The 24,861-nt window shown below is 58.6% G+C and carries 20 protein-coding genes; 7 read left to right on the forward strand and 13 right to left on the reverse strand.

The features are described from left to right. The first annotated feature begins 7 nt into the window (after window positions 1–7). Window positions 8–1,267, forward strand: coding sequence for an aspartate aminotransferase family protein (locus ACAM27_RS15320; RefSeq protein WP_023010869.1), 1,260 nt, complete (start codon window positions 8–10; stop codon window positions 1,265–1,267). A 93-nt stretch (window positions 1,268–1,360) separates the two neighbouring features. Here ACAM27_RS15320 and ACAM27_RS15325 read toward each other — a convergent pair whose 3' ends face one another. From ACAM27_RS15325 to ACAM27_RS15335, 3 genes are all read right to left on the reverse strand, one after another. Then, window positions 1,361–1,927, reverse strand: a complete 567-nt coding sequence (locus tag ACAM27_RS15325; RefSeq protein WP_011785680.1) for a DUF1439 domain-containing protein — start codon at window positions 1,925–1,927, stop codon at window positions 1,361–1,363. An 89-nt stretch (window positions 1,928–2,016) separates the two neighbouring features. Next, on the reverse strand, window positions 2,017–2,208 hold the full coding sequence (locus ACAM27_RS15330; protein WP_022990918.1) for a CPXCG motif-containing cysteine-rich protein: 192 nt from the start codon (window positions 2,206–2,208) through the stop codon (window positions 2,017–2,019). Window positions 2,209–2,216: 8 nt separating this feature from the next. Further along, window positions 2,217–3,443 (reverse strand): pyridoxal phosphate-dependent aminotransferase, encoded by a 1,227-nt coding sequence (locus tag ACAM27_RS15335; RefSeq protein WP_011785682.1) that lies wholly within the window; start codon window positions 3,441–3,443, stop codon window positions 2,217–2,219. A gap of 201 nt (window positions 3,444–3,644) precedes the next feature. Between ACAM27_RS15335 and ACAM27_RS15340 the strand changes: the two genes are divergently transcribed. After that, window positions 3,645–4,625 (forward strand): D-2-hydroxyacid dehydrogenase, encoded by a 981-nt coding sequence (locus ACAM27_RS15340; protein WP_153741234.1) that lies wholly within the window; start codon window positions 3,645–3,647, stop codon window positions 4,623–4,625. On the opposite strand, the gene ACAM27_RS15345 is transcribed toward ACAM27_RS15340, so the two are convergent. The 5 genes from ACAM27_RS15345 to ACAM27_RS15365 all read right to left on the reverse strand — a co-directional run bounded on the left by ACAM27_RS15345 (window position 4,622) and on the right by ACAM27_RS15365 (window position 12,189). Beyond that, window positions 4,622–5,680, reverse strand: a complete 1,059-nt coding sequence (locus ACAM27_RS15345) for a fatty acid desaturase (protein WP_369612267.1) — start codon at window positions 5,678–5,680, stop codon at window positions 4,622–4,624. The two genes, ACAM27_RS15340 and ACAM27_RS15345, sit on opposite strands and share 4 nt — an antisense overlap. Window positions 5,681–6,099: 419 nt before the next feature. Further along, window positions 6,100–6,765 (reverse strand): response regulator transcription factor, encoded by a 666-nt coding sequence (locus ACAM27_RS15350; RefSeq protein WP_011785685.1) that lies wholly within the window; start codon window positions 6,763–6,765, stop codon window positions 6,100–6,102. Window positions 6,766–6,804: 39 nt separating this feature from the next. Next, window positions 6,805–8,754 carry an acetate--CoA ligase gene (gene acs, locus ACAM27_RS15355; protein WP_023010872.1) on the reverse strand — a complete coding sequence of 650 codons (1,950 nt, stop codon included), beginning with the start codon at window positions 8,752–8,754 and terminating at the stop codon, window positions 6,805–6,807. A 298-nt stretch (window positions 8,755–9,052) separates the two neighbouring features. Further along, window positions 9,053–10,594: a fatty acyl-CoA reductase gene (locus ACAM27_RS15360; RefSeq protein ID WP_023010873.1), complete on the reverse strand. Its 1,542-nt coding sequence runs from the start codon at window positions 10,592–10,594 to the stop codon at window positions 9,053–9,055. 269 nt (window positions 10,595–10,863) lie between these two features. Beyond that, window positions 10,864–12,189 carry an AAA family ATPase gene (locus ACAM27_RS15365; RefSeq protein WP_023010874.1) on the reverse strand — a complete coding sequence of 442 codons (1,326 nt, stop codon included), beginning with the start codon at window positions 12,187–12,189 and terminating at the stop codon, window positions 10,864–10,866. Between the two features lie 248 nt (window positions 12,190–12,437). Between ACAM27_RS15365 and ACAM27_RS15370 the strand changes: the two genes are divergently transcribed. From ACAM27_RS15370 to ACAM27_RS15385, 4 genes are all read left to right on the forward strand, one after another. Then, entirely contained in the window at window positions 12,438–14,405 is a 1,968-nt protein-coding gene (locus tag ACAM27_RS15370; protein WP_369612268.1) for an HDOD domain-containing protein, read from the forward strand. A gap of 24 nt (window positions 14,406–14,429) precedes the next feature. Continuing rightward, on the forward strand, window positions 14,430–16,607 hold the full coding sequence (locus ACAM27_RS15375; RefSeq protein WP_369612269.1) for a putative bifunctional diguanylate cyclase/phosphodiesterase: 2,178 nt from the start codon (window positions 14,430–14,432) through the stop codon (window positions 16,605–16,607). 235 nt (window positions 16,608–16,842) lie between these two features. Beyond that, a complete protein-coding gene (locus ACAM27_RS15380) occupies window positions 16,843–17,496 on the forward strand; it encodes a class I SAM-dependent methyltransferase (protein ID WP_011785691.1) in 654 nt (217 codons plus the stop codon). Window positions 17,497–17,540: 44 nt separating this feature from the next. Continuing rightward, window positions 17,541–18,548, forward strand: coding sequence for a DUF2156 domain-containing protein (locus tag ACAM27_RS15385; RefSeq protein ID WP_014420787.1), 1,008 nt, complete (start codon window positions 17,541–17,543; stop codon window positions 18,546–18,548). Here ACAM27_RS15385 and murI read toward each other — a convergent pair. Together murI and nudC are read right to left on the reverse strand one after the other, a co-directional pair. Further along, entirely contained in the window at window positions 18,526–19,371 is an 846-nt protein-coding gene (gene murI / locus ACAM27_RS15390) for a glutamate racemase (RefSeq protein WP_369612270.1), read from the reverse strand. The two genes, ACAM27_RS15385 and murI, sit on opposite strands and share 23 nt — an antisense overlap. Further along, window positions 19,364–20,200: an NAD(+) diphosphatase gene (gene nudC, locus ACAM27_RS15395; protein WP_278800307.1), complete on the reverse strand. Its 837-nt coding sequence runs from the start codon at window positions 20,198–20,200 to the stop codon at window positions 19,364–19,366. Before nudC ends, murI begins: the two co-directional genes overlap by 8 nt. 140 nt (window positions 20,201–20,340) lie before the next feature. On the opposite strand from nudC, the gene plsB reads away from it, so the two are divergent. After that, window positions 20,341–22,812 carry a glycerol-3-phosphate 1-O-acyltransferase PlsB gene (gene plsB, locus ACAM27_RS15400; RefSeq protein WP_369612271.1) on the forward strand — a complete coding sequence of 824 codons (2,472 nt, stop codon included), beginning with the start codon at window positions 20,341–20,343 and terminating at the stop codon, window positions 22,810–22,812. An 18-nt stretch (window positions 22,813–22,830) separates the two neighbouring features. Here the strand turns inward: plsB and ACAM27_RS15405 are convergent, their stop codons facing one another. The 3 genes from ACAM27_RS15405 to tsaB form a co-directional block, all read right to left on the reverse strand. Then, window positions 22,831–23,667 (reverse strand): class I SAM-dependent methyltransferase, encoded by an 837-nt coding sequence (locus tag ACAM27_RS15405; RefSeq protein ID WP_369612272.1) that lies wholly within the window; start codon window positions 23,665–23,667, stop codon window positions 22,831–22,833. Further along, window positions 23,667–24,056, reverse strand: coding sequence for a UDP pyrophosphate phosphatase (locus ACAM27_RS15410; RefSeq protein ID WP_222197971.1), 390 nt, complete (start codon window positions 24,054–24,056; stop codon window positions 23,667–23,669). The genes ACAM27_RS15405 and ACAM27_RS15410 overlap by 1 nt, the downstream gene beginning before the upstream one ends. An 87-nt stretch (window positions 24,057–24,143) precedes the next feature. Further along, window positions 24,144–24,845, reverse strand: coding sequence for a tRNA (adenosine(37)-N6)-threonylcarbamoyltransferase complex dimerization subunit type 1 TsaB (tsaB, locus tag ACAM27_RS15415; RefSeq protein WP_222197972.1), 702 nt, complete (start codon window positions 24,843–24,845; stop codon window positions 24,144–24,146). Window positions 24,846–24,861: the final 16 nt, after the last annotated feature.

Genomic DNA, 24,861 nt, shown 5'->3' on the forward strand with positions numbered 1-24,861 from the left:
GGTGTCCATGACCGACCACAAAGGCAAACTGTCCCCCCTGCTCAAGCAGGCTACCGGCATCACCGCGGCCAAAGGCGAAGGTGCCTATATCATTGACCCTGAAGGTCGCCGTTACCTGGACTTTACATCCGGCATTGGTGTCACCAGTACCGGACACTGTCACCCGAAAGTGGTGGAAGCCGCCCAGAAACAGGTAGCCACCATGATCCATGCCCAGGCCACCACAGTCATGAACCCGAGACTACCTGAACTGGCAGAAAAACTCGGCGCAGTGACCCCGGATCCGCTGAATGCCTTTTTCTTTTCCAATGCCGGCACCGAAGTTGCCGAAGGTGCCATCCGCCTGGTGCGCCAGGCCACCGGTCGCCCCAATGTGATCGTATTCCATGGCGGCTTTCATGGTCGCACCATGGGCTCACTGTCCATGACCACCTCCAGCGTGGGCCTGCGAGCCGGTGTCAGCCCGATGATGGGGGGCGTGGTCGTCGCGCCATTCCCCCACGCCTTCCATTACGGCTGGAGCCTGGATGAGGCCACGGACTTCTGCCTGAGAGAGTTGGATCGCATCTTCGTGACCTATTCCGCCCCCAAGGAAACCGCGGCCATGCTAATTGAGCCGGTTCAGGGCGAGGGTGGCTATGTGCCGGCCAACGCTCGTTTTATGCAGGGGTTGCGGGAGCGCTGCGACAAGCACGGCATCATGCTGGTGTTTGACGAAGTACAGGCCGGGTTCGGCCGCAGCGGCAAGTTCTGGGCCCACGAACACTTCGGGGTAACACCCGACGCCATCATGATCGCCAAAGGCCTCGCCAGCGGCTTCCCCATTTCTGCTCTGGCGGCTTCAGAAGAAACCATGGCCAAGGGCTGGCCGGGTTCTCAGGGCGGCACCTATGGCGGCAACGCTGTAGCGGCGGCTGCCGCCATAGCAACCATCGACGTGATTCAGGAAGAGGGCCTGGTGCAGAACGCCGATACTATGGGCAAACGCCTGTGGGACAACCTGCACAGTTTGAAAAAGGACTACCCGGAAATGGCAGATGTCCGGGGCAAAGGACTGATGGTTGGCGTGGAGATGCGCCGCGGAGACTGCCCGGACGGAGAACGCGCCGGCAAGATCCTGAAAGAATGTGAAAAGCGGGGGCTGCTGATGCTGCGGTGTGGCCCATACCAGGAGATAGTACGCTGGCTGCCGCCGCTGATCGTCAACCAGCACCAGATTGACGAAGCCACCGGCATCTTCGAAGAGGCACTGAAAGCCACGGCCTGAGCCATAGGCCGGTACCAGCAAGCAGAAAGGCCGGGAGGAACGTCATCCACCCGGCCTTTTTTGCTTCCACTCACCGCAAGGCAGGATACTGCCTTACTGATCCGCCATCACAAACTCCAGTCGTCCCGGGGCTACCCGCACATCCATCGGTACCATCCCGAACATGCGCTGGGCGAAATCGGTTTCATCCAGACGATACACCGGCATGGTTTCCAGCATCTGAGCCACCGCTCGCATGACATTGTCGGTGATGGGTGCCAGATCCCCTTTGAAGAAGGGCGAATCAATGGAGCTCTCCAGCAACTGCAAGCGGCGGATATACACCGCTTTCTCCTGGCTGTCGTATACCGGCGCGCCCTCCACTTTCAAAGCGAGGTCCACGGGTAACTTGGCCATCAACGCATTCAGGGCTACCTGTCCACGCAGGTCGATCACCGCTACGTCCCGACCATCAGGTCCAAGGGTAATATCCGCGTCATCCAGGCTGAGACTGAGAGGCGACCCACTCTGCAGCTGTTTTCGATCAAACTCCGCCACCACATCCTTCAGGTGACCCTCAATCTCACCCTCGGAGATGGCGTAGGGCGAAAGGCTTGCGCAGCCGCTAGCCGTCAGCACAACGAACAGAGACAGCAGCCAGGCTTTGGCGTGATTCAACATGATTGGATTCCCTGCAAATTGGTCGGCTTTTATCCTGCGCCAGAGCGCCCTGCACCGCAACTGACTGGCATTAACGATTGGTCATGCGCTTACTCATTTTCTGGGCGGGCATCCACGCTGACGACTCGCCCCTCTTCCAACTGGACAGTCAGAACAATGGGCTGACAGCACACCTGGCAGTCCTCGACATATTCCTGCTCAGGCACGGTCGGGTCGACGCTGATATCCAGCGTCTCCCAACAGTAAGGACATTGAATCAGGACGGATTCCAGAGCCGACATGTCAGGCCTCAGAACTGCTGCTTGGCCATCCAGGGGATGATCCGGTCAAAGGCCTCTTCCATGCGCTCGCAGGTAGTGGAGAAGCTGAACCGCAAGGCGTTGGTGCAGTGTTCACCAAAGGCGTCCCCCGGCACCACGCAGACACCGGTTTCCTTCAGCATGCGCAAGGCCAGATCCGAACCATCCACGTGGGGCGGCAAGTCCGGGAAAGCGAAAAAGGCACCGCCGGGCTTGTAGCCGGTCAGGTAAGGGGTTTGATCAATCAACTCGACAACCTTGTCCCGACGCTCCCGGTAGATATCCACCATGTCCTGAACGCATTGCTGGTCGGCCGTCAGCGCCGCCACTCCGGCAAACTGGGATGGGGTATTGGCCACTGAGGTGGTGAACATATGGTACCGGCGCAGGGACTTGATCGCCGCCTGGCTGGAAATGACCCAGCCTACGCGCAGGCCGGCCATACTGTAGGTTTTGGAGAAACTGCTGATGCACATGATGTTGTCCAGGTCCATGGAGCAATTGAGGACACTGGCAAAATCATCGTCATCAAAAATCAGGTGGTCATACACTTCATCGGCGTATACCTGGATACCACGATAGGCGCACTCTTCCAGAATGGTCTCCACGGTACTGCGGGGATACACCGCCCCGGTGGGGTTGTTCGGGTTGTTCAGGATCAGCGCAAAGGTGCGGGAGCCCATGGCCCGAATCACATCGTCCGGATCCAGCTGGTGGTTGTTCTCGGCCCGCGTGGGAACAAACTTCACCTCACCCCCGGTCATCCGGATCAAAGGTGCATACAACAGAAACGATGGGTCGGTCACGATGAACTGCCGCCCGGGCGCCGAGGTGGCCGAAATGGCCAGATACATGGCTTCAGTCGCGCCGCTCGTTACCAGGATGTTGTCACGGGTGAGCTTGCGGTTGTAGCGCTTGCCATAGTAATCCCGCAGTGCAACCAGCAACTCCGGCAGGCCGGCATCCATGGTGTAACCGGTCTGGCCGGCATTGAGCGCATCAATGTAGGCGTCGATAACATGTTTGGGCGTGGGCAGATCTGGCTGGCCGATCGACAGATGAATCACATCCTTCATGGTAGATGCCATATTCACCAGGCGACGAATCCCCGAAACAGGAATGGCCTGCATGGCAGGGTTCCAACTGGCCTTGGTCTTCCGGTACTTCACTTTACGCGGCTTGGTCTGGCCGGTGTCCTTGTTCGCGGATTCCGCCATAAGCACCTCCTGGGGGACAGGGTAAACAAAAGAGTACCTTTGCAGGTTAGTCAGGAAAGAGGGGGGGTACAAGCAAGCGGGACTAAAGGATAACCGAACCCCTCAAAAACCGGTTCCGGCTGCCTCAGGTTGACCAGCCCACAACCGCCAACCAGACTAGTAAGACAGTCGTTATTTGAGTGCACCATCACCGGAGGTTACATGACAGATTCACGCAAACCGGTCGTTACCGTTCTGACAGCACCGGGAGAACCGGCACCGCCGGGCATAGAGGCGGTCAAGGCCCGGGCTGAAGTGCGCTTCGCCTGCGACGAACCCACCCTGCGTGAAAGCCTGCCCGGTACCGATGTCATGATGGTCACGGACTTCCGTACCGAAGCCCTTGAAGCGGCATGGCCCTGTGCTGACAAGCTGCAGTGGATTCACGCCACCAGCGCGGGGGTGGATGCGCTGATGTTCCCGGCCCTGATCAAGAGCGATGTGGTGGTCACCAACGCCCGAGGCATTTTCGACCGCACCATCGCCGAATACGTGCTGTGTACCATCCTGATGTTCGCCAAGGATTTCCCCCGCTCCATCCGGCTGCAGATGAACCAGGAGTGGAAACACCGGGATACCGAGCGGGCCGAGGGCAAACAGGTACTGGTGGTCGGCGCTGGCTCCATCGGCCGGCAGATTGGCCGGCTGGTGAATGCCATCGGCCTGCACGCCCACGGTATCGCCCGCACCCCGAGGCGTGATGACCCGGATTTCGTGGCGGTGCATGGCAACGACGAACTCTACGAGCAGCTCTCACATGCAGATTTCGTAGTGATTGCGGCACCGTTGACGCCACAAACCGAAGGCCTGTTTGATGCCAAAGCCTTTGCCGCCATGAAAAAGACCGCACGCCTGATCAACATCGGCCGCGGCCCGATCGTCAATACCGAAGCCCTGCTCAAGGCACTGGACGACGGCGAGATTGCCGGCGCCGGGCTGGATGTTTTCGAGGAGGAGCCCCTGCCCTCGGATCACCCGCTCTGGCAGCGGGAAAACGTGATCATGACCGCCCATATGGCCGGTGATTTTATCGGCTGGAAGCGGGCGCTCACCGATCAGTTCCTGGAGAACTTTGATCGGTGGCACAAGCGGGGTGAGCTGTTTAACCTGGTGAACAAAGAACTTGGCTACGCCGGGAGTTAATTCAGATTAGCTGCTGAGTACTCTGATTGTAACGGCAGCAAATCAAACACCCGGCTTTCATCATTAGGATCCACCAACTCCGTCGGGGATTTGTACACCCGCGGAGTGGTGTAGAGCATCCTGAGCGCCGTGCCATGAGGCATGGCCATATAACGCTCCGGCTCGTTTTCCTCCAGCCACTTGCGAACCCTCGGCGCCATGTTGTGGGCCATTTTCGGAAAGAAGTGGTGTTCGACGTGGTGACTAAAGCGGAAATGCAGTCGGTCCAGCACCGGATGGCTACGCAGGCTCATGGAGTTATCCAGCGGGTTATTGGTGGCCGTCTGCGGGCGCAGGAAGTGATTGGTGAGGATATAGCCCTGCCCCAGCGCATTGGCCACCATGAACGGAATCAGCACCGTAAACAGCGCGAGAGAGCCAGAAACCACAGCCAGCGCCAGCCAGCCCCCCAGGCACAGAAACACCTGGGCGATGGCCTTCCGGCGATCAAACCCCTTGAACTGCTTGCGGCGTTTCGCCTGAATCCACAGCACCAGCTGGGCGTGGAAGGTGAAGGAATAGGTCAGGAACAGATAGCTGTACCAGGTACCCGAACCCGGAGCCAACTTGTGAAACTTCTTCTGGCCTGGATTGGTCTTGTAACGACGCAGCGTGCCGAAGCTGTCCGGGTCCGTATCGCCGGTATTGGTGTTACCGTGATGCACGACATTGTGCCACTTGCGCCAGAACTCCGGCGGCACCAACAACGGCCCAAACCCCAGCCAACCAAACACATTCTGCCAGCGCCGGCTCATGCCCAGAGCACCATGCAGCACCTCATGGGCTAGCAGTGCCTGGCAACCTATGGTATGCCCCACCAGCAATGCCAGCCCCAGGTTGGCGTACCACGGCAAACCCGCCATCAGGATAACGGCCAGCCCACCCCAGATAATGGCCTGCAGAGGCAGAAACCAGGTCACCCGCCAGGTCTGCGGCTTGAACGTGTCAGCGGGAAGTTCCTTTTTCATGCGATCCCGGAGTTCCCGTTCGTCCGGCTTTCCGAAGACAGCACTCACACTTGTTTCGGGTTTCACTGCTGCGTTCATCTTTTACCTGTCACCATTTGCTGTTGAACACACTTACCATGCACGAAACTTTCAGCGCACACTTGTTAGCCGAAAACTACAACAGAAAACCCAATAAAACAATGGCCAAAGAACGAGAAAGGGAACCCGCCCATAAAATGGGTAACAAGCGTATCCCGATAAGCAATCACCAAAGCATGATGACGCAGGTGGGGAGGCTTTCCCTGGGATGTCTTTGGCCATGGATGGCCAAAGAGAAGCGCACAGGGAAGTGCTTGTAGCGGTCCCAGGGAAAGCCTCCCCACCTGCGGCACAGCACCAGCCCCGAGAGCTACAGAACACAAGCAAGCCGAAAACAAAAACGGGAGCCCAAAGGCTCCCGTTTTGAAACAAACTGAAAAGCTAAAGCCTCAACTCCCCGAAAGCGACTGCTCCGAAGGATCCAGCTCCATCTGCTGAATGGCAATCACCGCCTGAGTCCGGTTACGAACCCCAAGCTTGCGGAACACCGCCGTGATGTGAGCTTTGATCGTCGCCTCCGAAACATCCAGATCGTAAGCGATCTGCTTGTTCAGAAGCCCCTCGGCCAGCATCCCCAACACCCGGAACTGCTGCGGTGTCAGCGACGCCAGACGCTCAGAGAAATCCGTGGTCTCAGCCTGCATCCGCTCAATCTTGTCGGCGACACCCTCCGGCAGCCAGACATCCCCCTCCAGCACCGCCTGTATCGCCTCGGTAATGGTCGGCAAAGGTGCCGATTTGGGAATAAAGCCGGAAGCACCGTAATCAATCGAACGGCGCATCACCTGCAGATCCTCTGAACCGGACACAACCACCACAGGCAAACCCGGATACTGGCCTCGCATGAACACCAGACCGGAAAAGCCATGGGCACCCGGCATGTTCAGATCCAGCAGGATCAGGTCCGCATCCGGGTGCGACTCTACCGCCGCCTGCAGCGCCTTGATGCTGTCGACCTCCACCGTCTCGGCATCCGGCACCGCCTGATTGACCGCCTGTTTCAATGCTGCCCGAAACAGCGGGTGATCATCAGCGACGATAATTGTTTGTGTCATTCAACAGATTCCTCACAGGTTAGTGCCAGCAGCGGGGCGTTACTTGAACGCCCGGCTGCTGATCAGCTCATCCACTACGCCCGGATCAGCCAGAGTGGACGTATCTCCAAGCTGATCGTGCTCGTTAGCGGCAATTTTACGCAAAATCCTGCGCATAATCTTGCCAGACCGGGTCTTGGGCAGTCCAGGTGCCCACTGAATCACATCCGGCGAGGCAATCGGGCCAATTTCTTTACGCACCCACTGTACCAGCTCTTTCTTGAGCTCGTCGCTGGGCTCCTCGCCCTGCACCAGGGTTACGTAAACGTAGATGCCCTGCCCCTTGATGTCGTGCGGGTAACCTACCACGGCAGCTTCGGCCACCTTGTCGTGGGCAACCAGTGCACTCTCAACTTCCGCAGTACCCAGACGGTGACCGGAGACGTTCAGAACGTCATCCACCCGGCCGGTAATCCAGTAGTAACCGTCCTCATCCCGACGGGCACCGTCACCGGTAAAGTACATGCCCTTATAGGTGCTGAAGTAGGTCTGAATGAAACGCTCGTGATCACCGTAGATGGTGCGCATCTGGCCCGGCCAGCTGTCGAGAATCACCAGGTTGCCTTCGGTCTTGCCTTCCAGGATGTTGCCTTCGTTATCAACCAATGCCGGCTGAACGCCGAAGAACGGCAGCGTCGCGGAACCCGGCTTCAGGTCCACCGCGCCAGGCAGCGGAGAAATCAGGATGCCGCCGGTTTCAGTCTGCCACCAGGTATCTACGATCGGGCACTTGCTGTTACCGATTACGCGGTGATACCACTCCCAGGCTTCCGGGTTGATTGGCTCACCCACAGAGCCCAGCAGTTTCAGGCTGCTACGGGTGGTGCCGTCCATGCAGGACTCACCCTGCGCCATCAATGCGCGGATAGCGGTCGGTGCAGTATACAGGATGTTGACCTTGTGCTTGTCGACCACCTGCCCCATGCGGGAACTGTCCGGATAGTTGGGCACCCCCTCGAACAGCAGAGTGATGGCACCGTTTGCCAGCGGACCATAGAGAATGTAGCTGTGGCCGGTTACCCAACCGAAGTCAGCGGTACACCAGTAAACATCACCATCGTGATAGTCGAACACGTACTGATGGGTCATGGAGGCATAGACCATGTAACCACCGGTAGTGTGCAGAACGCCTTTCGGCGCACCGGTAGAGCCAGAGGTGTACAGCATGAACAGCGGGTCTTCCGCATTCATCGGCTCTGGCTGGCATTCAGCCGAGGCATTCTTCATCAGGTCTTCGTAACGCAGATCGCGGCCTTCGGTCCAGGGCACCTGATCGTTACCGGTGCGAGACACCACGATCACCTTGTCGACCTTGGCGTCGTCCTCATGCTTGAGGGCGGAATCCACGTTCTTCTTCAGCGGGATGGCACGGCCACCACGCAGACCTTCATCTGCGGTAATCACGAAACGGGATTTGCCGTTCACAATCCGTGCGGCCAGAGCTTCCGGAGAGAAGCCACCAAACACCACAGAGTGGATCGCACCAATACGTGCGCAGGCCAGCATGGCAACGGCAGTTTCAACAATCATGGGCATGTAGATGGTAACCACATCACCCTTCTTGACGCCCTGATCCTTGAGCACGTTGGCAAACTTACAGGTCTCTTCGTAGAGCTCCCGGTAGGTGACATTCCGGGATACCGAGGGATCGTCCCCCTCAAAGATGATCGCGGTCTGATCGCCACGTTGTTCCAGGTGGCGATCCAGGCAGTTGGCCGAGGCGTTCAGGACACCGTCCTCGAACCATTTGATAGACAGGTTGTTGTAATCGTAGGTACTGTTCTTGACCTTGGTGAACGGCTTGATCCAGTCGATACGCTTGCCATGCTCGCCCCAGAAGGTATTCGGGTCCTCCACGGACTGGCGATACATTTCCTCATATTGCGATTTGCTGACCAGTGCGCGCTCGGCGACCTCCGGACTTACCGGATATACCTGCTTGTCAGTCATTGTGCTCCCCCTTGATCTGAGTCTGTTGTCATTGTCGGTTTTTAAATTCAGGGTGGTCGGGCGTTTTTCGCCCGCAAGACAGATGCCTGTAGTTCAACATGTGTGCCACCGCACAATGAATTAGACTAACGTCCTAAGATGCCCGGCAATTAGGGGCAACCTGCTCAGAAATGCAGCGATAACGGCAGGGACGGGCCACTACCAGGTAATACTCTCAAGGATAGTTTGCCCGCAGGAAATGGCCAAAACAGAAGGAAGAAACCGGGGCAGAAGCGCTTTCCTGCCCCGGCGACGTTTTTCAGGCTGCTTTTTTACGCTGGCGCGCGGTTTTCAGGCTGTACACCTTTCGTTCTTTCAGGGCATAGCGATTGAGCCCGGCCAGGTGAATCTTGCGCAGGTAGAGTTCCCAGTCAATGAGGCGGGCATCCACCGGGAACAGCCCTTTATCGACATCACCCATCCGGTTCGCCAGAGCCATCAGCTCATCGTTGCGGAAGATATAATCCGGCGCGGTGTAGAAACCAAAAATGGTTGCCAGCGACTGGGTGGTATCCAGGTTCCTGAGCATTTTCAGGTCCCGGGAATTTCCCAGTAATTTGAGCACACGGTCCGTCAGGGAGAGCGGTAAGCGAACACCACTGATCACCAAATCAAACAGCGCCCGGTTAACCGCCAGAAACGGCTTGCTGGGCTGCCGGTAGAACAGGTGATCGTAGGCAGCGTAATTGGCTTTTGATTCCGCCATGAGATGGTCGATGAACTCACCCAGAGAGATTGGATTGCCGCCCCCGCTGCAACACTGATAAATGCGGCGCCGACCGGGTTCTCCAAGAGCTTCCGCCAGGGAAAGAATGATGGAGTTGGCCACCAGGTCCACTGGAATCACATCGATGATGCCGGAGCGTTTGCCCGGGAACAGGGTCACTTTTTCCCGTGCGTAAGCCAGAATGATGGCATCTGCCACCTTCACCCCCTCAATCCAGCCGGGCGCCGGCTCCTCCAGGGCACTTTCGATAATCGAAGGACGCAGAATGGTCAGGGTGCGCCCGTTTAACGCCTTCATCAGCAACTGTTCGCCCAGCCACTTGGTAAAGGTGTAGGTATCGCTCCAGCCATAGCGGTTGGCTTCCCGAATCCCCAGGTCCACCAACTTCTTCTCCAGCACCTTGCCGGAATAACGGGCCTGAACGTCTTCAATTTTATCCTGCAGCAGGCGAACGAGCTCTTCTATCTCGTAGAAGCCGTCCGGGGAACGCGGCACGGCCTCGCCTGCCGGCTTGATCACCGATTCGGTGACCTGCCCCGAGTTCATGCCATTGACATAGCAGGTGGAGACCTGCAAGACCGCAAGCTTCGGGTTCAAATCCACCAGGCCGGCAATATTCCGAAGGCACAGGGTGTTGATGGCCAGAGCCTTGTCGAGCTCTTCACGGAAATTCACGCTCGCGGCGGAGTTGATCACCGCATCCAGTTCGGTGGCGAGTTTGCGATAGTCTTCCTGCCCTATCCCGAAACCCGCTTCGGTCACCTCACCGGTCACGCAGTGAATGCGCTCTTCCAGAAAGGCGTCAAATGCCTCTGAATCGGCCTCGCGAAGACGGTCAAACACCGAGGACGTGGCAATTTCTTCCAGGAAACGGGAACGAGCATCCGGGTGCCGTTTATTGCCCCGGATCAGCAGGTAAATAGCGCCGATATCAGGCACCGCCCGAATCAGCTTTTCGAGGACCACCTTGCCCAGAAAGCCGGTGGTACCGGTGATCAGAACCCGCTTGCCGCGTAGCTGTCCGAGCACCTTTGATGATGAAGTGTCAGCGTGATGTACCTGCTGTATTGCCATGATAGAACTCCTTCTCTGAGATCACTAAAGCCGATCTGACGCCGGCCAGTACTGTGCGGGCGGGGCACATCCCTTTCCCCGTCGTCACTGATTCCCTGTTGCAACCGCCTGTCAGAGTGCCTGCATATTGCGGGCCACGAGCCACGATATCGGTCAATTCTCACACAACGAACGTGACAGCACGGTGACAGACTGCAAAATTACGACACAAAAAACGCTAATAAAATGACAATTAAAAAGGCACATGGATCGCCCCGGAAACGGCTGCCTCAGGAGCCTGTTCGGTCTTTGCCCGCCAGCGCCCGCAACAGGTCGTCCAGTGAGACATTGGCCGGTTTTTCCCGCAGGGCGCGTACCAGTTGCTCCTGCTCGCCAAAACTGACCCGGTCATACAGAGGCCCCTCAAGGCTGTGATGAACCGCCTGAGAGGGGGGCTGGTCACTCGGCGGTGGCGACAACTCATCTGACAAATGCCGCAAATGACGAGCAAGACTGGCGCGATCGCGAGTCGGCAGCTTATCCCAGTTCATGGCGGCGAGACTGGTCTGAATGATCTCCACCGTGTCGGCATCGGGACTGCGCCCCAACAGTGCAAACAGCCGGGTAAATGCTTCATATCTGAGCATGACATCGTCGGGTACCGATATCATGGCCTTTTCTAATTGTGCGATCAGATCCAGACAATGCTGCCGGCTGCTTTTATCCGCCCCACTGTTCCGACCATTACCTGCGTCCGCCTCAGTGGCGCGTTTGGCGGCCCGGTACCAATAAGCGGCGATCCCCGCCTTTCTTGGGGGCAGTCGGCCAACATGAACGTTCAGCATCTCGGCCAGGGAGTGAAACTGACGACAGGAGGGGTCCGAAGCCGGCAGCACCGTCACCGGCATCTGGTCCAGCACTGACTGACGCAGAGTTTCATCACGCCAGAGCCCGCCCAGATAATGCAGCGACCATTGCAGATGGCGCTGACAGGCACCATTAAAACGCTGAAACACAGAGCGCGCCTGACTGGCCCCCTGCGCCATATTAACGATCACTGCCGGAGTCCGGCGGTAGCCGCGGCGTTTGAGTACCTTCATCAGAGAAAAAGCGTCGGTTAGTGAGGCCGGATCAGGCGTGACAACCAGACAGGCCAGTTCGGCAGCAGCAATCATATGCAAGCCCACCGACTGTAAACCCGACGCCGTATCAATAATAACGGTGTCGTAGCGGTTCTCAAGCTCATGCAGGGCCCGCAGAACGGCCAGACCGCCCTGCTCCGACATCTCCATACAGCTCTGCACACCGGATGCACCGGGGATCAGATCCAGCCCGCCGTATGTGGTCATGATAATATCCTGCATGGCGCATCGCCCCGCCACCACATCGGCAAGCGTGCGCTGAGGGTAGGCACCTACCATAATGCTGACGTTGGCAAGGTCGGTATCGCCATCCAGCAGAAGCACCTTCTGACCCTGCTCGGACAGGGCAATGGCCAGGTTCAGCGCCACCGTGGTCTTGCCAACACCGCCCTTTCCGCCCGTAATGGCGATGGTTCGGGTCTGGCGCGATTTTTGCGCTGGGTTCTGGCTTTGTGTCTGCTTGGGGACTTCCATTAAAAACAGCCTGGACGCTTAAACTTGTCACTATAAGCGACATTTTAACCTGTAAAAAGGGTACACATATCACAGACCGGATGATAGATTGCTTAAAAAAGCACCAATAAGTATTTAATAGAGACGGATTATTGTCTAAGCTCAGGGACCAACAAGAAGAATGAACACCCTGTCATATTATTTCAATACAGAACAGGGAAGCTTGCGCACGGCCATTAGCGGACCGCGCAGGACCAAAGGGGCGTGCCATGACTACAGCGACGGATATTGCGTCAGATCTACAGCTGCCGAGCCTTCCAGAGGTTATCCTGCGCGCTCTGGACGCCTGCCATTCCGGTCAAAGCTATCGCGAAATCAGTCGTATCGTTTCTGCCGACACCGCCCTCGTTACCCGGTTACTCGCCCTCACCAGTTCCGCGCTATACCATCGGGGAGCTCCCAGCCATTCTGTTGAACAGGCCTTGTTGAGACTGGGGACCCGAAAATTCCAGACGCTGCTACTGACGTCCGCCCTGCGACAGCTGATGTGTGAACTTGGAGGCGATGAGTGGCAACAACTGAGGGACTTCTGGCGGCACTCCCTGACCACCGCACTGACGGCCAAGACGCTGGCTACGCTGACCCGCTACCCGGAACCGGAAGAGGCCTTTCTTCTGGGGATGATGCATAACATTGGCGAGCTCATTGCGATCAAAACACCCTGCCCCGAACGCAAGCAACAGATACTGAACCAGCAGAACGACATCGCCGCCGGGCTGGTGTCCTCCTGGGGGCTGGGCACAATGGCTGTCGATGCCATGCGCTATCAACAGGCCTTGCCCGGACAACTGAGGGATGCCGGGCACCTGGTCAAGGTGGTCAGTCTCTCTACCCGGCTAGCTCTGTCTGATGCCGTAGGCGTAGGGGCAGCGGCCACCATCTTCGGGTTGCAGGAAGATCTTACCCGTGAGATCAACAAGAAGATCGGCGAAGAGGTTGCCAGCGTGGCTGCCTCCCTCGGTATCCCTCTGGATACTGATTACGATGCCCGCGAGGCCAGACGTCAGCTGAACCAGCGGCTGCTGGAACACACCATGGTGCGAACCGCGCTGGCGTTGCCAGCCTCTGGCCCGGAAAACCTCTCCACACTGGTGTCGGAAGCCGCCAGCAGCCTGGCACTGATCACCGGTCTGCCCGTGCTCTGCTTTAGCCGGGAGGGTGAGGATCTTACGCTACGTTCAGGCACCTGCCGGCAACTGCCGGAGATGTCCGTTAATCCAGCCTACGGCGACAGCGCGCTAACCACTGCTCTGAGAACCGGCACCACCACAACCATGGATCAGACCGAACCCACCGTGCTTGATCAACAGCTGTGCTCCTTGCTGGCCGCACCCTCACTACTGGCGCTCCCGGTTGCAACCGGGGACAGTGTGTTCGTGATTGGCATCGACGACCAGACAGTGGCGGGTGCGCGCAACCTCGGAGAGTTGTTCACCCGGGAACTCTCAGCGGTTCTCGAGCTGTCATCTGCCGATCGCCTTGGCTCGGACCAGCAAATGGTGAACGATCGTCTGCGCCGACAGGTACACGAGGTCAGTAACCCGCTCACCATTATCCGCCAGTACCTGTTCCAGCTGCGCAGCCGGCTCCAGGATCCAGATGTTCAGGATGAGCTGAACATCATTCAGGAAGAACTCGAGCGTGCCGGCAACCTGTTGTTGCAGATCAGCCAGCACGCAGCCGAAGCAACAGGCTCCGACACCGATCTGAACGAAGAACTGACCGGTCTGGGCAGAATCCTTCGGGATAGCCTGCTCCATGACGATCACCGGGAGCTTCACCTGCACCTCTGCAAAGCGGACACTCAAGTACAGGCAGCCCCCTCTGCGGTCCGCCAGATCGTCCTTAATCTGGTCAGAAACGCAGTTGAGGGCTTTGGAGAGCGGCCCGGAACCGTCACGCTGAAAACCACGGCACCCCTGTTTCAGAACCGGCGACGCTGGGTTGAGTTACAGGTCACCGATAACGGTCCCGGCATTCCGGAGCCATTGCAACGCCGACTGTTTGAACCGGTCAACAGCACCAAGGGAGATGGCCATAGCGGCCTGGGGCTGAGCATTGTTAAACAACTGATTGATGACATGGAGGGCATCATTGCTTGCCACACCGGACAGGAGGGCACGGCCTTCCGGATACTGCTGCCGGCGGCAAGTCATAACGATAACGACACCGACTGACGACGAAACCACGGACACACAGCCATGGCAAGCGAACAGACCACAGAGTCCTCCAGCCTTTCACGACGCCCCAGTATCCTGGTGGCAGACGACGAGCCACGCCTGCTCAAAACCCTGGCCGACCTCCTCCGGAGCCGGGGTTTTGAGGTGTCAGAAGCCCACGGTGGGCGACAGGCCTGTGAACAGCTTCACCGGCAAGCCTATGATCTGGCCCTGCTGGATCTGAACATGCCAGAGCTGGACGGTTTCCAGGTAATGGCGGAAACCGGCCGGCTGCAGCCGGATTGCGGTGTCATTGTGGTCAGCGGAGAGTCGTCTTTCAGCACCGTCAGTCGGGCCCTGCGCCGGGGCGCACTGGATTACATCCGTAAACCCTTTGACCCGGAAGAATTGCTGGCAACTGTAGAAGGGGTTCTGGGCAAGCAGTCGCTTATTCGCGCCCATGAGATGGTTCAGTCCCGGCTGGAGAAATCCGAGGCTCTGCACCGCTATATCGTCAACAGCTCGCCGGACATCGTGTTCATGCTCGATGAAACCGGGCATATCTGCTTCATCAACAACAAGGTCGAAAGCCTGCTCGGCTATCAGCCCTCAGAGCTCTGCGGGCAGCATTTCCGCCACATACTGGATGACCGGGACGTGGCCCGTGGCACCTATGCTCTGCAGGGCCCCAACATCTCTGCCGACAATCCCCGGGTGCTGGAGGTCCGCCTGAAAACCCGGGGTAGCCGCAAGGCCACCCGTCATTTCGAGATCACCGCCTTCCCGGTAGACCCACAAACCTGGCCCCAGACCGGCAAGACCCAGGGCGGCTGCACCGGCCAGCCAGCGCGTTATTATGGCATCGCCCGCGATGTCACCGAGCGCAAGGAGGCCGAGGCCTTCATCAATTTCCAGGCTTACCACGACCTGCTGACCCGGCTGCCGAATCGGGCTCTGTTCAAAGACCGGCTGGAACTGGCCATCACCCATGCACGACGCAGCCAGCAGAAACTTGCCGTGATGTTTCTGGACCTGGACCGCTTCAAGGTGGTTAACGACACGCTCGGACACGCCATGGGAGATCGCCTGTTGCAGGCGGTCACGCATCGACTGGAAAAGTGCCTGCGCCGGGGAGACACCCTGTCCCGCTTCGGGGGCGATGAATTCACCCTGTTATTGCCGAGCATTCACGGCAACGACGACGCAAGGAACATTGCCCGTAAACTGATCAACGCTCTGAAAGCGCCGTTCCAGCTGGGAGACCACGAGGTCTTTGTGGGGGCCAGTATCGGGATTTCAGTATTCCCCGAAGCCGGCGAGACCATGGATCTGCTGATACAGAACGCCGATATCGCCATGTACCACGTGAAAGCGCGGGGTAAAGATGGCTATCGCTTCTATTCCGACAGCATGAGCATCAACACCGCCAACCGGCTGAGCCTGGAACGGGATCTTCGCCTGGCACTGGAACGCAACGAGCTCCGGGTGTTTTACCAGCCTCAGGTATGCTCCCGTTCCAACCGGGTGGTGGGTCTGGAGGCCCTGGTGCGCTGGCAGCACCCTGAACGGGGACTGCTCTACCCCGGGGATTTCCTGCCCCTGGCAGAAGAAACCCGGCTGGTTGGCAAACTCAGTGAACAGGTTATCGATCAGGCCTGCCGCGACGTGGGCCGCTGGATCAGTAGCGGGCATTCCGACCTGCGCCTGGCGGTGAACCTCTCCCCCAGCCAGGTGGAGCACCCCAGATTCGTCGAAACCCTGATGAACCGGGTGGCCGCCCACAACTTCCCGGCCGATAACCTGGAAATCGAAATCACAGAAAATGTGATCATGAATGATCTTGAACAGATCAGCCGCAAGCTCAAGGAGCTGGCCGCCACCGGCGTGCGCATCGCCATCGACGATTTCGGTACCGGCTATTCCTCGCTCAATTACCTGCACCGTCTACCGATTCACACTCTGAAGGTGGACCAGTCCTTTGTTAAAGCCATACGCAGTGGCGAAGACGGAGCCTGCATCGTCAACGCCATTATCGCCATGGCTCACGGCCTGAAACTCGAGATTGTGGCCGAAGGTGTGGAAACCGACGACCAACTTGCGTACCTGAAAAGCCTCGGCTGTCACCAGGTTCAGGGCTTCTTCTACGGCCCCGCCCGACCCGCCGCCGACATTACACGGTTGCTGGCCAAAGATGGGCCGGCCTTCGCACATACCGGCTAAAACGATTATCGATTGTCTGACACTCTGAACCAAAACATTGACCCGGTTTGCAAAGTGTATCCTTACGTTACTTTGTGTATCCGGAAATGCGCAGTACTGCACATCTTTCAACCTACCCCTTCTCTAAGCTCGGTTTATCAGTAACCGATCACCGGAATGTCCGACAGGCTGTCGGAGCAACAATCACAATAACGGTGGCGGACAACCAGGGAACAAGAAGAAGGCAGCAGTCATCATGCGCGACAAGTACAAGTATATTGGCCCCGTCTACGATTTTCTCAGCAATCTCTACAGCGGCAAGAACATCCATCGCTGCAAGACCGCCATGCTGGATGTGGAAACGGTAAAACCCGGAGACCGCATTCTCTTTGCCGGCGTCGGCCACGGCCGGGACGCTATCCGAGCCGCAGAGCTGGGAGCGGAGGTAACGGTGGTCGATCTGTCCGAGACCATGCTGCGCAAATTCGCCGATGCCCAGCATAAAGAAGCGCCTCATCTGACCATACGCCGCATCCACAGCGACATTATGAAGGTGGATGAGTTCGAGCAATACGACATGGTAGTCGCCAACTTTTTCCTGAACGTGTTTGACGAAGACATGATGGTCAAAGTGCTCGAGCACCTGATTCGCCTGGGCAAGGCCGATGCCAGAGTGGTTGTCGGCGACTTCTGCTACCCGACGGGCAACATCCTGTCCCGCATGTTCAAGAAACTCTACTGGTACATGGCGGTGTTCATTTTCTGGCTGTTTGCCAACAACGCCTTCCACAAGATCTACAACTACCCCGAGCACATGCAGCGCCTGGGCCTGCAGGTAACCGAGAAGAAGCACTTCAAGCTTCTGAACATGGACTGCTACTGGTCCATCCTCGGCCGAAAACAGGCCTGAACCCCTGACACCAAAAACAACAACAGGTTATCGGGAGCGTCATCATGTCAGACCAGATTCTTGCACTGGACCGTACCCAGGGACTCACCGACGGACAGTTTACGTTTTCAGAGCGGGTGAACTACCTCAAGCAGTTCGGCGTGCACTCACAGTCCTTCTCGACTCTGCAGCCGGGGATGCAGTACTTCGATGTTGAAGGGATGGGCTACGTGGCCTACATGCGTAAATGGGGCGGCACCTTTGTGCTGTCAGACCCGGTTTGCGCACCCGAGAACTTCCCGGTGATTCTTGAGCGCTTCCACCAGAAGTTCCCGAATGCCTGCTACATCCAGGTCTCCAAACCGGTGGTGGATTTCCTGCATCTACGCTTCGGGCTCTACGGCACCCAGTTTGGCAGCGAATCCCGCATCGACCTGCGCAAATGGTCCCTCAGCGGCAAGAAAAAGCAGATTCTGAGAACCGCCCTGAACCAGGCCGAAAAGAACGGGATCACGGTGAAAGAGCGTTTCAGTGATGACCACACGCGGGAAATCTCGGAAGCCTGGATTCGCACCCGAAAATGCAAGAGCAACGAAATCCGTTTCCTGATTCGCCCGATGGAAATGGATTATCGGGAAAACGAACGCCATTTCTACGCCTATCAGGATGGCAAGGCCGTCGGCTTTATCTACTTCGACCCGATCTATCGCAACAACGAAATTATCAGTTATGTGCCCAACATCTCCCGCGCCAACGCGGATTTCCGTCAGGGTATCTTCTATACCCTGATGGCCCACGCCATGGATGTGTTCAAGGCCGAGGGTGTGCCATTTCTGGACCTGGGCCTGATACCTCTGTCCCTCGACAAGGCCACGGAACACCAGGAAAGCCGGCTGCTCAAGAAGATGCTCCACGGAATCTATGAGAAAGGAAACTTCCTGTATAACTTCAAGGGGCTGGAGTTCACGAAATCACGCTTCCGCGGCGATGGCTTCAAAACCTACTGCTGCCACAAGCGGGCGATCCCGGCGCTGGAATTCCTCGCCATGTTCAAACTGACCCGGTTGCTGTAACGCCGGGCCAGTGACCGGCCACCATCCCCACCGGGATGCCCATTTCCGACATGAACGGGCCCAGGTCTTCCGGCGCATCACCAGAAAAGCAGGCACTGGTCACCACAGCCCCGGACTGGTTCGGCGGTGTCTGCGCACAGGCCAGGTCACCGGCCTGTTCAAACCACCAGGCCACGCGGCGGGCTATCGCCTCGCCGGACTCCACCCAGTGCATCACCTCCGGCAACGCCTTGCGTAACCAGGGCATCAATAGCGGGTAATGAGTGCAGCCCAGAACCACGGTGTCGACACCGGCTTCGCGCAGCGGCACCATGGCGTCATCCACCTCCACCTGATCCGGCGCAGAGCCGCCAACCAGCTCCTCAGCCCAGCGCACCAGGGCCGGATGACCAAGGCGGACTACCTCACAATTCCGGGCATACTTCTCAATCAGATCATCCAGATAGGCGCGTTTGACCGTCGCCGGTGTCGCCAACAGGCCAATGCGGCGATTGACGGAACAGGCTGCCGCCGGTTTGACCGCCGGCACCACCCCGACCACCGGCACAGCAATAGTGGCCCTGAGCTCGGGCAAGACAACGGTACTGGCGGTATTACAGGCCACCACCACCACATCGCACGGAAACTCAGCCAGACATTGCCGTATAAGCGTGCAACAGCGCTCGATCACCACCTGTTCGGGCTTGTCGCCATAGGGAAAGCCGGCATTATCTGCCAGGTAAACCAGCTCCACACCGGGCAACGTCTGGTGAATACAGGCGGCGACACTCAGGCCACCGACCCCGGAATCAAACACCAGCACCCTCGGGCGACGGTCAGTCATGGTGGCTACCGCCATTGCCGGCAGCAATCTCTGCTTTCAGGGCATTGATCAATCGCCCTGCTATGGTGGTTTCTGGCGGAACCGGAGGATGTTCATCCAGCGTAAACCAGCCAGCATCCGCCAGTTCGTCTTCCTGCAACCGCAATTCACCACTCTCGTAGTCGGCAAAGAAGCCCAGCATCAACTGGTGAGGAAATGGCCAGGGCTGCGACCCCTGATAGCGAATGTTGGTCACCGCCAAACCGGTTTCCTCCATCACCTCCCGGGCCACCGCCTGCTCCAGATTCTCGCCCGGCTCCACAAAACCAGCGATCAGACTGTAGAAGTTGCGGGTGACCCGCGCGGATTTTGCCAGCAGGAAGCGGTCGCCCCGGCGAATAACGGTAATGATGCAAGGGGCAATACGCGGGTACCAGGGGATGCCACACCGGTTGCACCAGCGCGCCCGTTCGCGGGGATGAGCTCCGGTTTTCTCTCCACAGCGGCCGCAGTAACGATGGTCCTGCCACCACTGCCAGACCTGATAACCGGTACTGAGCAGATCCGCCGGCGCCCCCGGCGTAACCAGCATAGCCTCACGCAGGGACAGGGTTTGCATGCCCGGCACACCGGTGTCCGGCAGCATGGTGACATACAGAGGGCGCCCCTCCCAGGCGCCCAGTGACAGCGCCTCCGGCCGGCTTCCACCCATTTCCGGGCCACCCCAGCGAAGGAACCAGCCATCCGCCGGCTTCAGAATACTGTTGCCCGTGAAGGCCAGCAGCAGATCACCCTGCTCCGGCGAGGCCTCATTCCACCCGGGTACCCACTGTGCCTTGTCGTCTGCCATGCCCTGTCTTTCCTGCTGCCTGTATACCAGTCCCGAAATGTACCACATCACATTCATCACCAAGAATTGGTGCACGACTTTCCGCTACCGCCCCAACCCGTTAAACTTGGCGCCTGTTTCCAGGACCGGAGTAACCGTTTATGCGACTTTATCAGGGCATTCGCAGCCTGATCCTGTCTCTTTTCCGAAAGATCCTGTTTTTATGGGTCAGGACTGATGTCAGTGGCAATACCCTGGAAGCCCTCGGGCTGGACCCGGACAAACCCGTCTGTTACGTGCTCCAGTACAGCTCACTTTCGAGCCGGCTGGTGCTGGAGCAGGAAGTCATCCGGGCCCGGTTACCGGGCGCCACAGATACCTTGCCGGTCAAGAACGGGCCCTCGCATTCGTTTTTCTTCCTTTACAAACGCATTGGCGGCCTGTTTCGGGGCGGCCGGCACAAGCCGGTGCCTACCCGGGAATTTACTGATCTGGTCCACTTCGGGCTGGAACATCCGGATCAGGACGTCCAGATTGTGCCCGTCTCGCTGTTCTGGGGTCGCTCACCCGACAAGGAAAAGTCCCTGGTCAAGCTGCTGCTCTCGGACACCTGGTCGGTCGCGGGCCGCCTGCAGAAATTTCTGATTATTCTTGTGCATGGCCGCAACACCTACGTGCAGTTCAACCAGCCGCTGTCACTCAGGCAGGTGGTGGACGAGTATCGCGACAACGAACAGAAGGCCAACCGCAAGCTGGCGCGAATTCTGCGAACCCACTTCCGTCGTGTACGCCAGGCGGTGCTGGGGCCGGATTTGTCGCATCGACGCACCCTGGTGGAGGGGCTGGTACGCACCCAGGCGGTCAAGGAAGCCATCCGTGAGACTGCAGCGAAGGACGACATCCCCCCGGAGAAGGTCCGCGCCAAGGCATACAAATACGCAGACGAGATCGCCGCCAGCATGTCGATTGTGACTATTCGCTTCCTGGAGCTGGTATTGGCCTGGCTCTGGAACCGGATCTACAACGGCATTGCCATTCACAACATTGGGGTAGCCAAGGAAGCGGCACAGGACAACGCCGTGGTCTACGTACCCTGCCACCGCTCCCACATCGATTACCTGCTGTTGTCCTATGTGCTCTACAAAAACGGCCTGATGCCGCCCCACATTGCGGCAGGCATCAACCTGAACATGCCCATCGTGGGGCCAATCCTGCGCCGTGGCGGCGCGTTTTTCATGCGCCGCAGCTTCAAGGACAACCCGCTCTATGCCACCGTGTTCAACGAGTACATGCATGTGATGTTCACCCGGGGCTACTCGGTGGAGTATTTTGTCGAGGGTGGCCGCTCCCGGACCGGCCGAATGCTGCCTCCGCGCCCGGGCATGCTGTCAATGACCGTGCGAAGCTTCCTGCGGGATCACCGCAAGCCCATCGTTTTTGTACCGGTGTACATCGGCTACGAGAAAGTCATGGAAGGGCGCTCCTACCTCGGCGAGCTGCGCGGGAAAAAGAAACAGAAAGAAAGCATTTTCGGTCTCGCCAAGACCGCTCGCAAACTGACCAACTCGTTTGGCCGCGTTGCCGTCAACTTCGGTGATCCGATCCACCTGGACAAGGTACTGGACGACGTTCACGAAAGCTGGCGCCACGAAGCCTATGACGCCGAGTATCGTCCCCCCTGGCTGAACCAGGCCGTTGATAATCTGTCCCAGCGTGTGGCCAGCAACATCAACGCCTCGGTGGCCGTGAACCCGATTGGCATGACCGCCACCGTTCTGCTGGGCACTGAGCGGCTGGCGATGGATGAGGGCCAGCTGATCCGCCTGCTGGACAAGTATGCTGACCTGCTGCGCGCCTATCCCTATGCCGAAACCATTACCCTGCCCGAAGGCAGCGGCCGGGACTGGATTGCCTATTGCGAGAACATGGGGCTGATTACCCGTCAGCCCCAGAAACTGGGCGACATTATTGCCCTGGAGGGCTCGAACGCCATCCTGATGACTTACTACCGTAACAACATCCAGCATCTGTTTGCTCTGCCAGCCCTCATTGCCAGCCTGTTCGAGAACAAGGCCAGCCTGAGCCGGGAAAAGATCGTTTTCCTCACCAGCGTCGCCTATCCCTACCTGCAGTCAGAGCTGTTCCTGCAGTATGACCAGGAAAAGGTAGACGCGGTGATCAACCAGTGGATTGACGTGCTGGTGGACCAGGGCTTGCTGATCAGGCTTGAGGATGAGCGTCTGGGACGGCCTGAGGAAGGCACCGAAGCGATGCTGCGGTCGCGGATTCTGTCCCGCTTCATCATCCAGACCCTGGAACGCTATCACATCACCCTGGGCATACTCAGAAAATATGGCTCCGGCAACCTGACAGCGGCGGAACTGGAAGAACAGAGCACCTTGCTGGCGGAACGGATGTCAATCCTGTTCGGCCTGAACGCACCGGAGTTCTTCGACAAGACCCTGTTCCGGAACTTCATCGCCAATATGCAGAAAAACGGCGTTCTCACAACCGATGAAGACGGCCGGCTGTGCTATGGCGAGGGTCTGGATGAAGTGGCTGAAGACGCCCGTCTGGTTCTGAGCGTGGAGAAACGACAGGCTATCCAGCAGATCACCATGCTCGACGCCTGACAGATCGCTGCGGCACGGTCAGGCCGGCAACGCCCGGATCGGGTAAATGTCGTAGCGACTGCTTTTACCCTCAACCCGCGCAGCCGGCTCCGGTCCGGCGATCGCTGGTGCCTTGCGGGGGCGTTTGACCACCACCCGATAGCGGGCACAGGCGAGCGCGGCTTCCAGCAACTGGCTGGCATCGTCGTCATCACCCACCACCTGCCGGAACACCTGCATTTCCTTCTTGACCAGCGCAGACTTGTCCCGATGCGGAAACATCGGGTCCAGATAGACCACATCGACCGCCTCGGGTCCTGCCTGGTTCATCCAGACCAGTGAGTTGCCAGAGTGCAGCGTCATTCGCGCCACAATCGGTGCACAAGCCTCATTCAAGCTAGCCCGGTACAGGCCATCGGCCAACAGGGCATGAATGATCGGGTTACGCTCGAACAGTGTCATCTGGCACCCCAGGGAGGCCAGTACAAAGGCGTCCTGGCCGAGGCCGGCGGTGGCATCAAGCACCTGCAACGGAGCGCGGGTTTTCTGCATACCCACAGCGCGCGCCACCAACTGGCCAGCGCCACCACCGTGCTCGCGCCGGTAGCCCATCTTGCCACTGACAAATTCCGCCCTGACTGGCCCAGGTGCACCTTTACCGGTTTGTTGTAACGCCAGCCCATGCTCGTCCATGAACAATAGAAGACCGTAGTCCCGAACCTGTTTGGGGGCGACCACGCCCAGCCAGTCAAGCCCCAGCTCGGTGGCCAGCGTACGGGCTACGCCCGGTTCAGCCAAGGGGCTATGAGCAACGGCCAAGATGTGACGGAGAGACGAGGAATCCGGAAGCTCGGTGTGAGAGGAAGGCGACGGCATCAGACCAGAATATCAATTCCGCTCAGCACGCTGCCGCTCTCAAACTCCTGCCCGGCAGCGGCAACGCCGGCAAAAGCCGACAGCGCGCGGGCGGCGGGAAGCGGTACTTCGTCTGCGCGGAAGCGTTCAAGCCGGGCATCTTCTGCCGCGCGTCGGGCTTCGACACGCCGGCTGTCCAGTTCCGGCCCGGTACCACCGGGTTGTGCCGGATTGCCTGGGGCCGTGTCCTGATCCTGCCGGACGGTATTGAGTTGGTTGCGAACATCACCCGTGGCAAGCGCCTGGGGGTCCGCCGCCGGGGTGCGGGATACATCCGTGCGTTCCCGGGCCGGGGAGTTATTACCCGCCTGGTACAATGAAGGATTTGAGGGATTGATGCCGCCAATCATAACGCACCACCGGGGTGAGGATTCAGAGTCGTCATCGCATTATGGAGGATCTGGTGCAGAATGCAAAGACGGCGGTTGGAGCGGGGTTCACTCCCGACCGGGCAACTTCTTCCAGGCCACTTCGTCCCGGATATACACCGGTTGTGCCTGCTCTGCTGGCACCGCCTGCCCGTTCGACATTCCCTGTTCGGCCAGTTTCGCCACCTGGGCCGCTGCCGGCAACAACGTATCGTCAATGGCTGAGAGGCGTTCAACGAGCTCACCGGGCATCTGCTCTTTCAGGGTCCAGCCCTGACCGGCGCCGTACCAGTTGCCACCGGCATCCGGTGGCAGAGTCACCGCATCAGGCGGGCAGACCCGCTCCTCGCTCAGCAACACTGGAAGCCCCGCCTCACAGCGGAACACGCCCCAGTAAACCTCCCCCATGCGGGCGTCAAAGGCCACCGCAATGCAATCACCCTCCTGCAGGGCGTGCGTTTCGATCGCCGCGAGCGCCACCGCCGCCAGGGACGACACTGGAACCACGGGGATATCCAGCCCCCAGGCCAATCCCTGGACTACACCGGTTGCAATCCGCAGCCCGGTGAAAGAGCCTGGGCCCCGGGCGAACGCCAGCGCATCGAGATCGGTTGGGGACAGGCCCTGCTCCGCGCACAATTCGCGAACCATGGGCATTAACAGGCGAGTGTGGCCCCGCGGAGCCACCTCGAATCGCTCGGTCACCCGGCCATCCAGCCAGAGTGCCGCGGAACAGCCCTCGGATGAGGTATCCAGTGCCAGAAGTTTCACAGAATCACGCCTCCTG

It is taken from the genome of Marinobacter sp. RI1 (assembly GCF_041155085.1).
Taxonomy (GTDB): domain Bacteria; phylum Pseudomonadota; class Gammaproteobacteria; order Pseudomonadales; family Oleiphilaceae; genus Marinobacter; species Marinobacter nauticus.

Coding starts and splice junctions, on each gene's coding strand:
- ACAM27_RS15320 (WP_023010869.1), top strand. CDS start 8: ATGACCGACCACAAAGGCAAACTGTCCCCCCTGCTCAAGCAGGCTACC.
- ACAM27_RS15325 (WP_011785680.1), bottom strand. CDS start 1,927: ATGTTGAATCACGCCAAAGCCTGGCTGCTGTCTCTGTTCGTTGTGCTG.
- ACAM27_RS15330 (WP_022990918.1), bottom strand. CDS start 2,208: ATGTCGGCTCTGGAATCCGTCCTGATTCAATGTCCTTACTGTTGGGAG.
- ACAM27_RS15335 (WP_011785682.1), bottom strand. CDS start 3,443: ATGGCGGAATCCGCGAACAAGGACACCGGCCAGACCAAGCCGCGTAAA.
- ACAM27_RS15340 (WP_153741234.1), top strand. CDS start 3,645: ATGACAGATTCACGCAAACCGGTCGTTACCGTTCTGACAGCACCGGGA.
- ACAM27_RS15350 (WP_011785685.1), bottom strand. CDS start 6,765: ATGACACAAACAATTATCGTCGCTGATGATCACCCGCTGTTTCGGGCA.
- acs (WP_023010872.1), bottom strand. CDS start 8,754: ATGACTGACAAGCAGGTATATCCGGTAAGTCCGGAGGTCGCCGAGCGC.
- ACAM27_RS15360 (WP_023010873.1), bottom strand. CDS start 10,594: ATGGCAATACAGCAGGTACATCACGCTGACACTTCATCATCAAAGGTG.
- ACAM27_RS15365 (WP_023010874.1), bottom strand. CDS start 12,189: ATGGAAGTCCCCAAGCAGACACAAAGCCAGAACCCAGCGCAAAAATCG.
- ACAM27_RS15370 (WP_369612268.1), top strand. CDS start 12,438: ATGACTACAGCGACGGATATTGCGTCAGATCTACAGCTGCCGAGCCTT.
- ACAM27_RS15375 (WP_369612269.1), top strand. CDS start 14,430: ATGGCAAGCGAACAGACCACAGAGTCCTCCAGCCTTTCACGACGCCCC.
- ACAM27_RS15380 (WP_011785691.1), top strand. CDS start 16,843: ATGCGCGACAAGTACAAGTATATTGGCCCCGTCTACGATTTTCTCAGC.
- ACAM27_RS15385 (WP_014420787.1), top strand. CDS start 17,541: ATGTCAGACCAGATTCTTGCACTGGACCGTACCCAGGGACTCACCGAC.
- murI (WP_369612270.1), bottom strand. CDS start 19,371: ATGACTGACCGTCGCCCGAGGGTGCTGGTGTTTGATTCCGGGGTCGGT.
- nudC (WP_278800307.1), bottom strand. CDS start 20,200: ATGGCAGACGACAAGGCACAGTGGGTACCCGGGTGGAATGAGGCCTCG.
- plsB (WP_369612271.1), top strand. CDS start 20,341: ATGCGACTTTATCAGGGCATTCGCAGCCTGATCCTGTCTCTTTTCCGA.
- ACAM27_RS15405 (WP_369612272.1), bottom strand. CDS start 23,667: ATGCCGTCGCCTTCCTCTCACACCGAGCTTCCGGATTCCTCGTCTCTC.
- ACAM27_RS15410 (WP_222197971.1), bottom strand. CDS start 24,056: ATGATTGGCGGCATCAATCCCTCAAATCCTTCATTGTACCAGGCGGGT.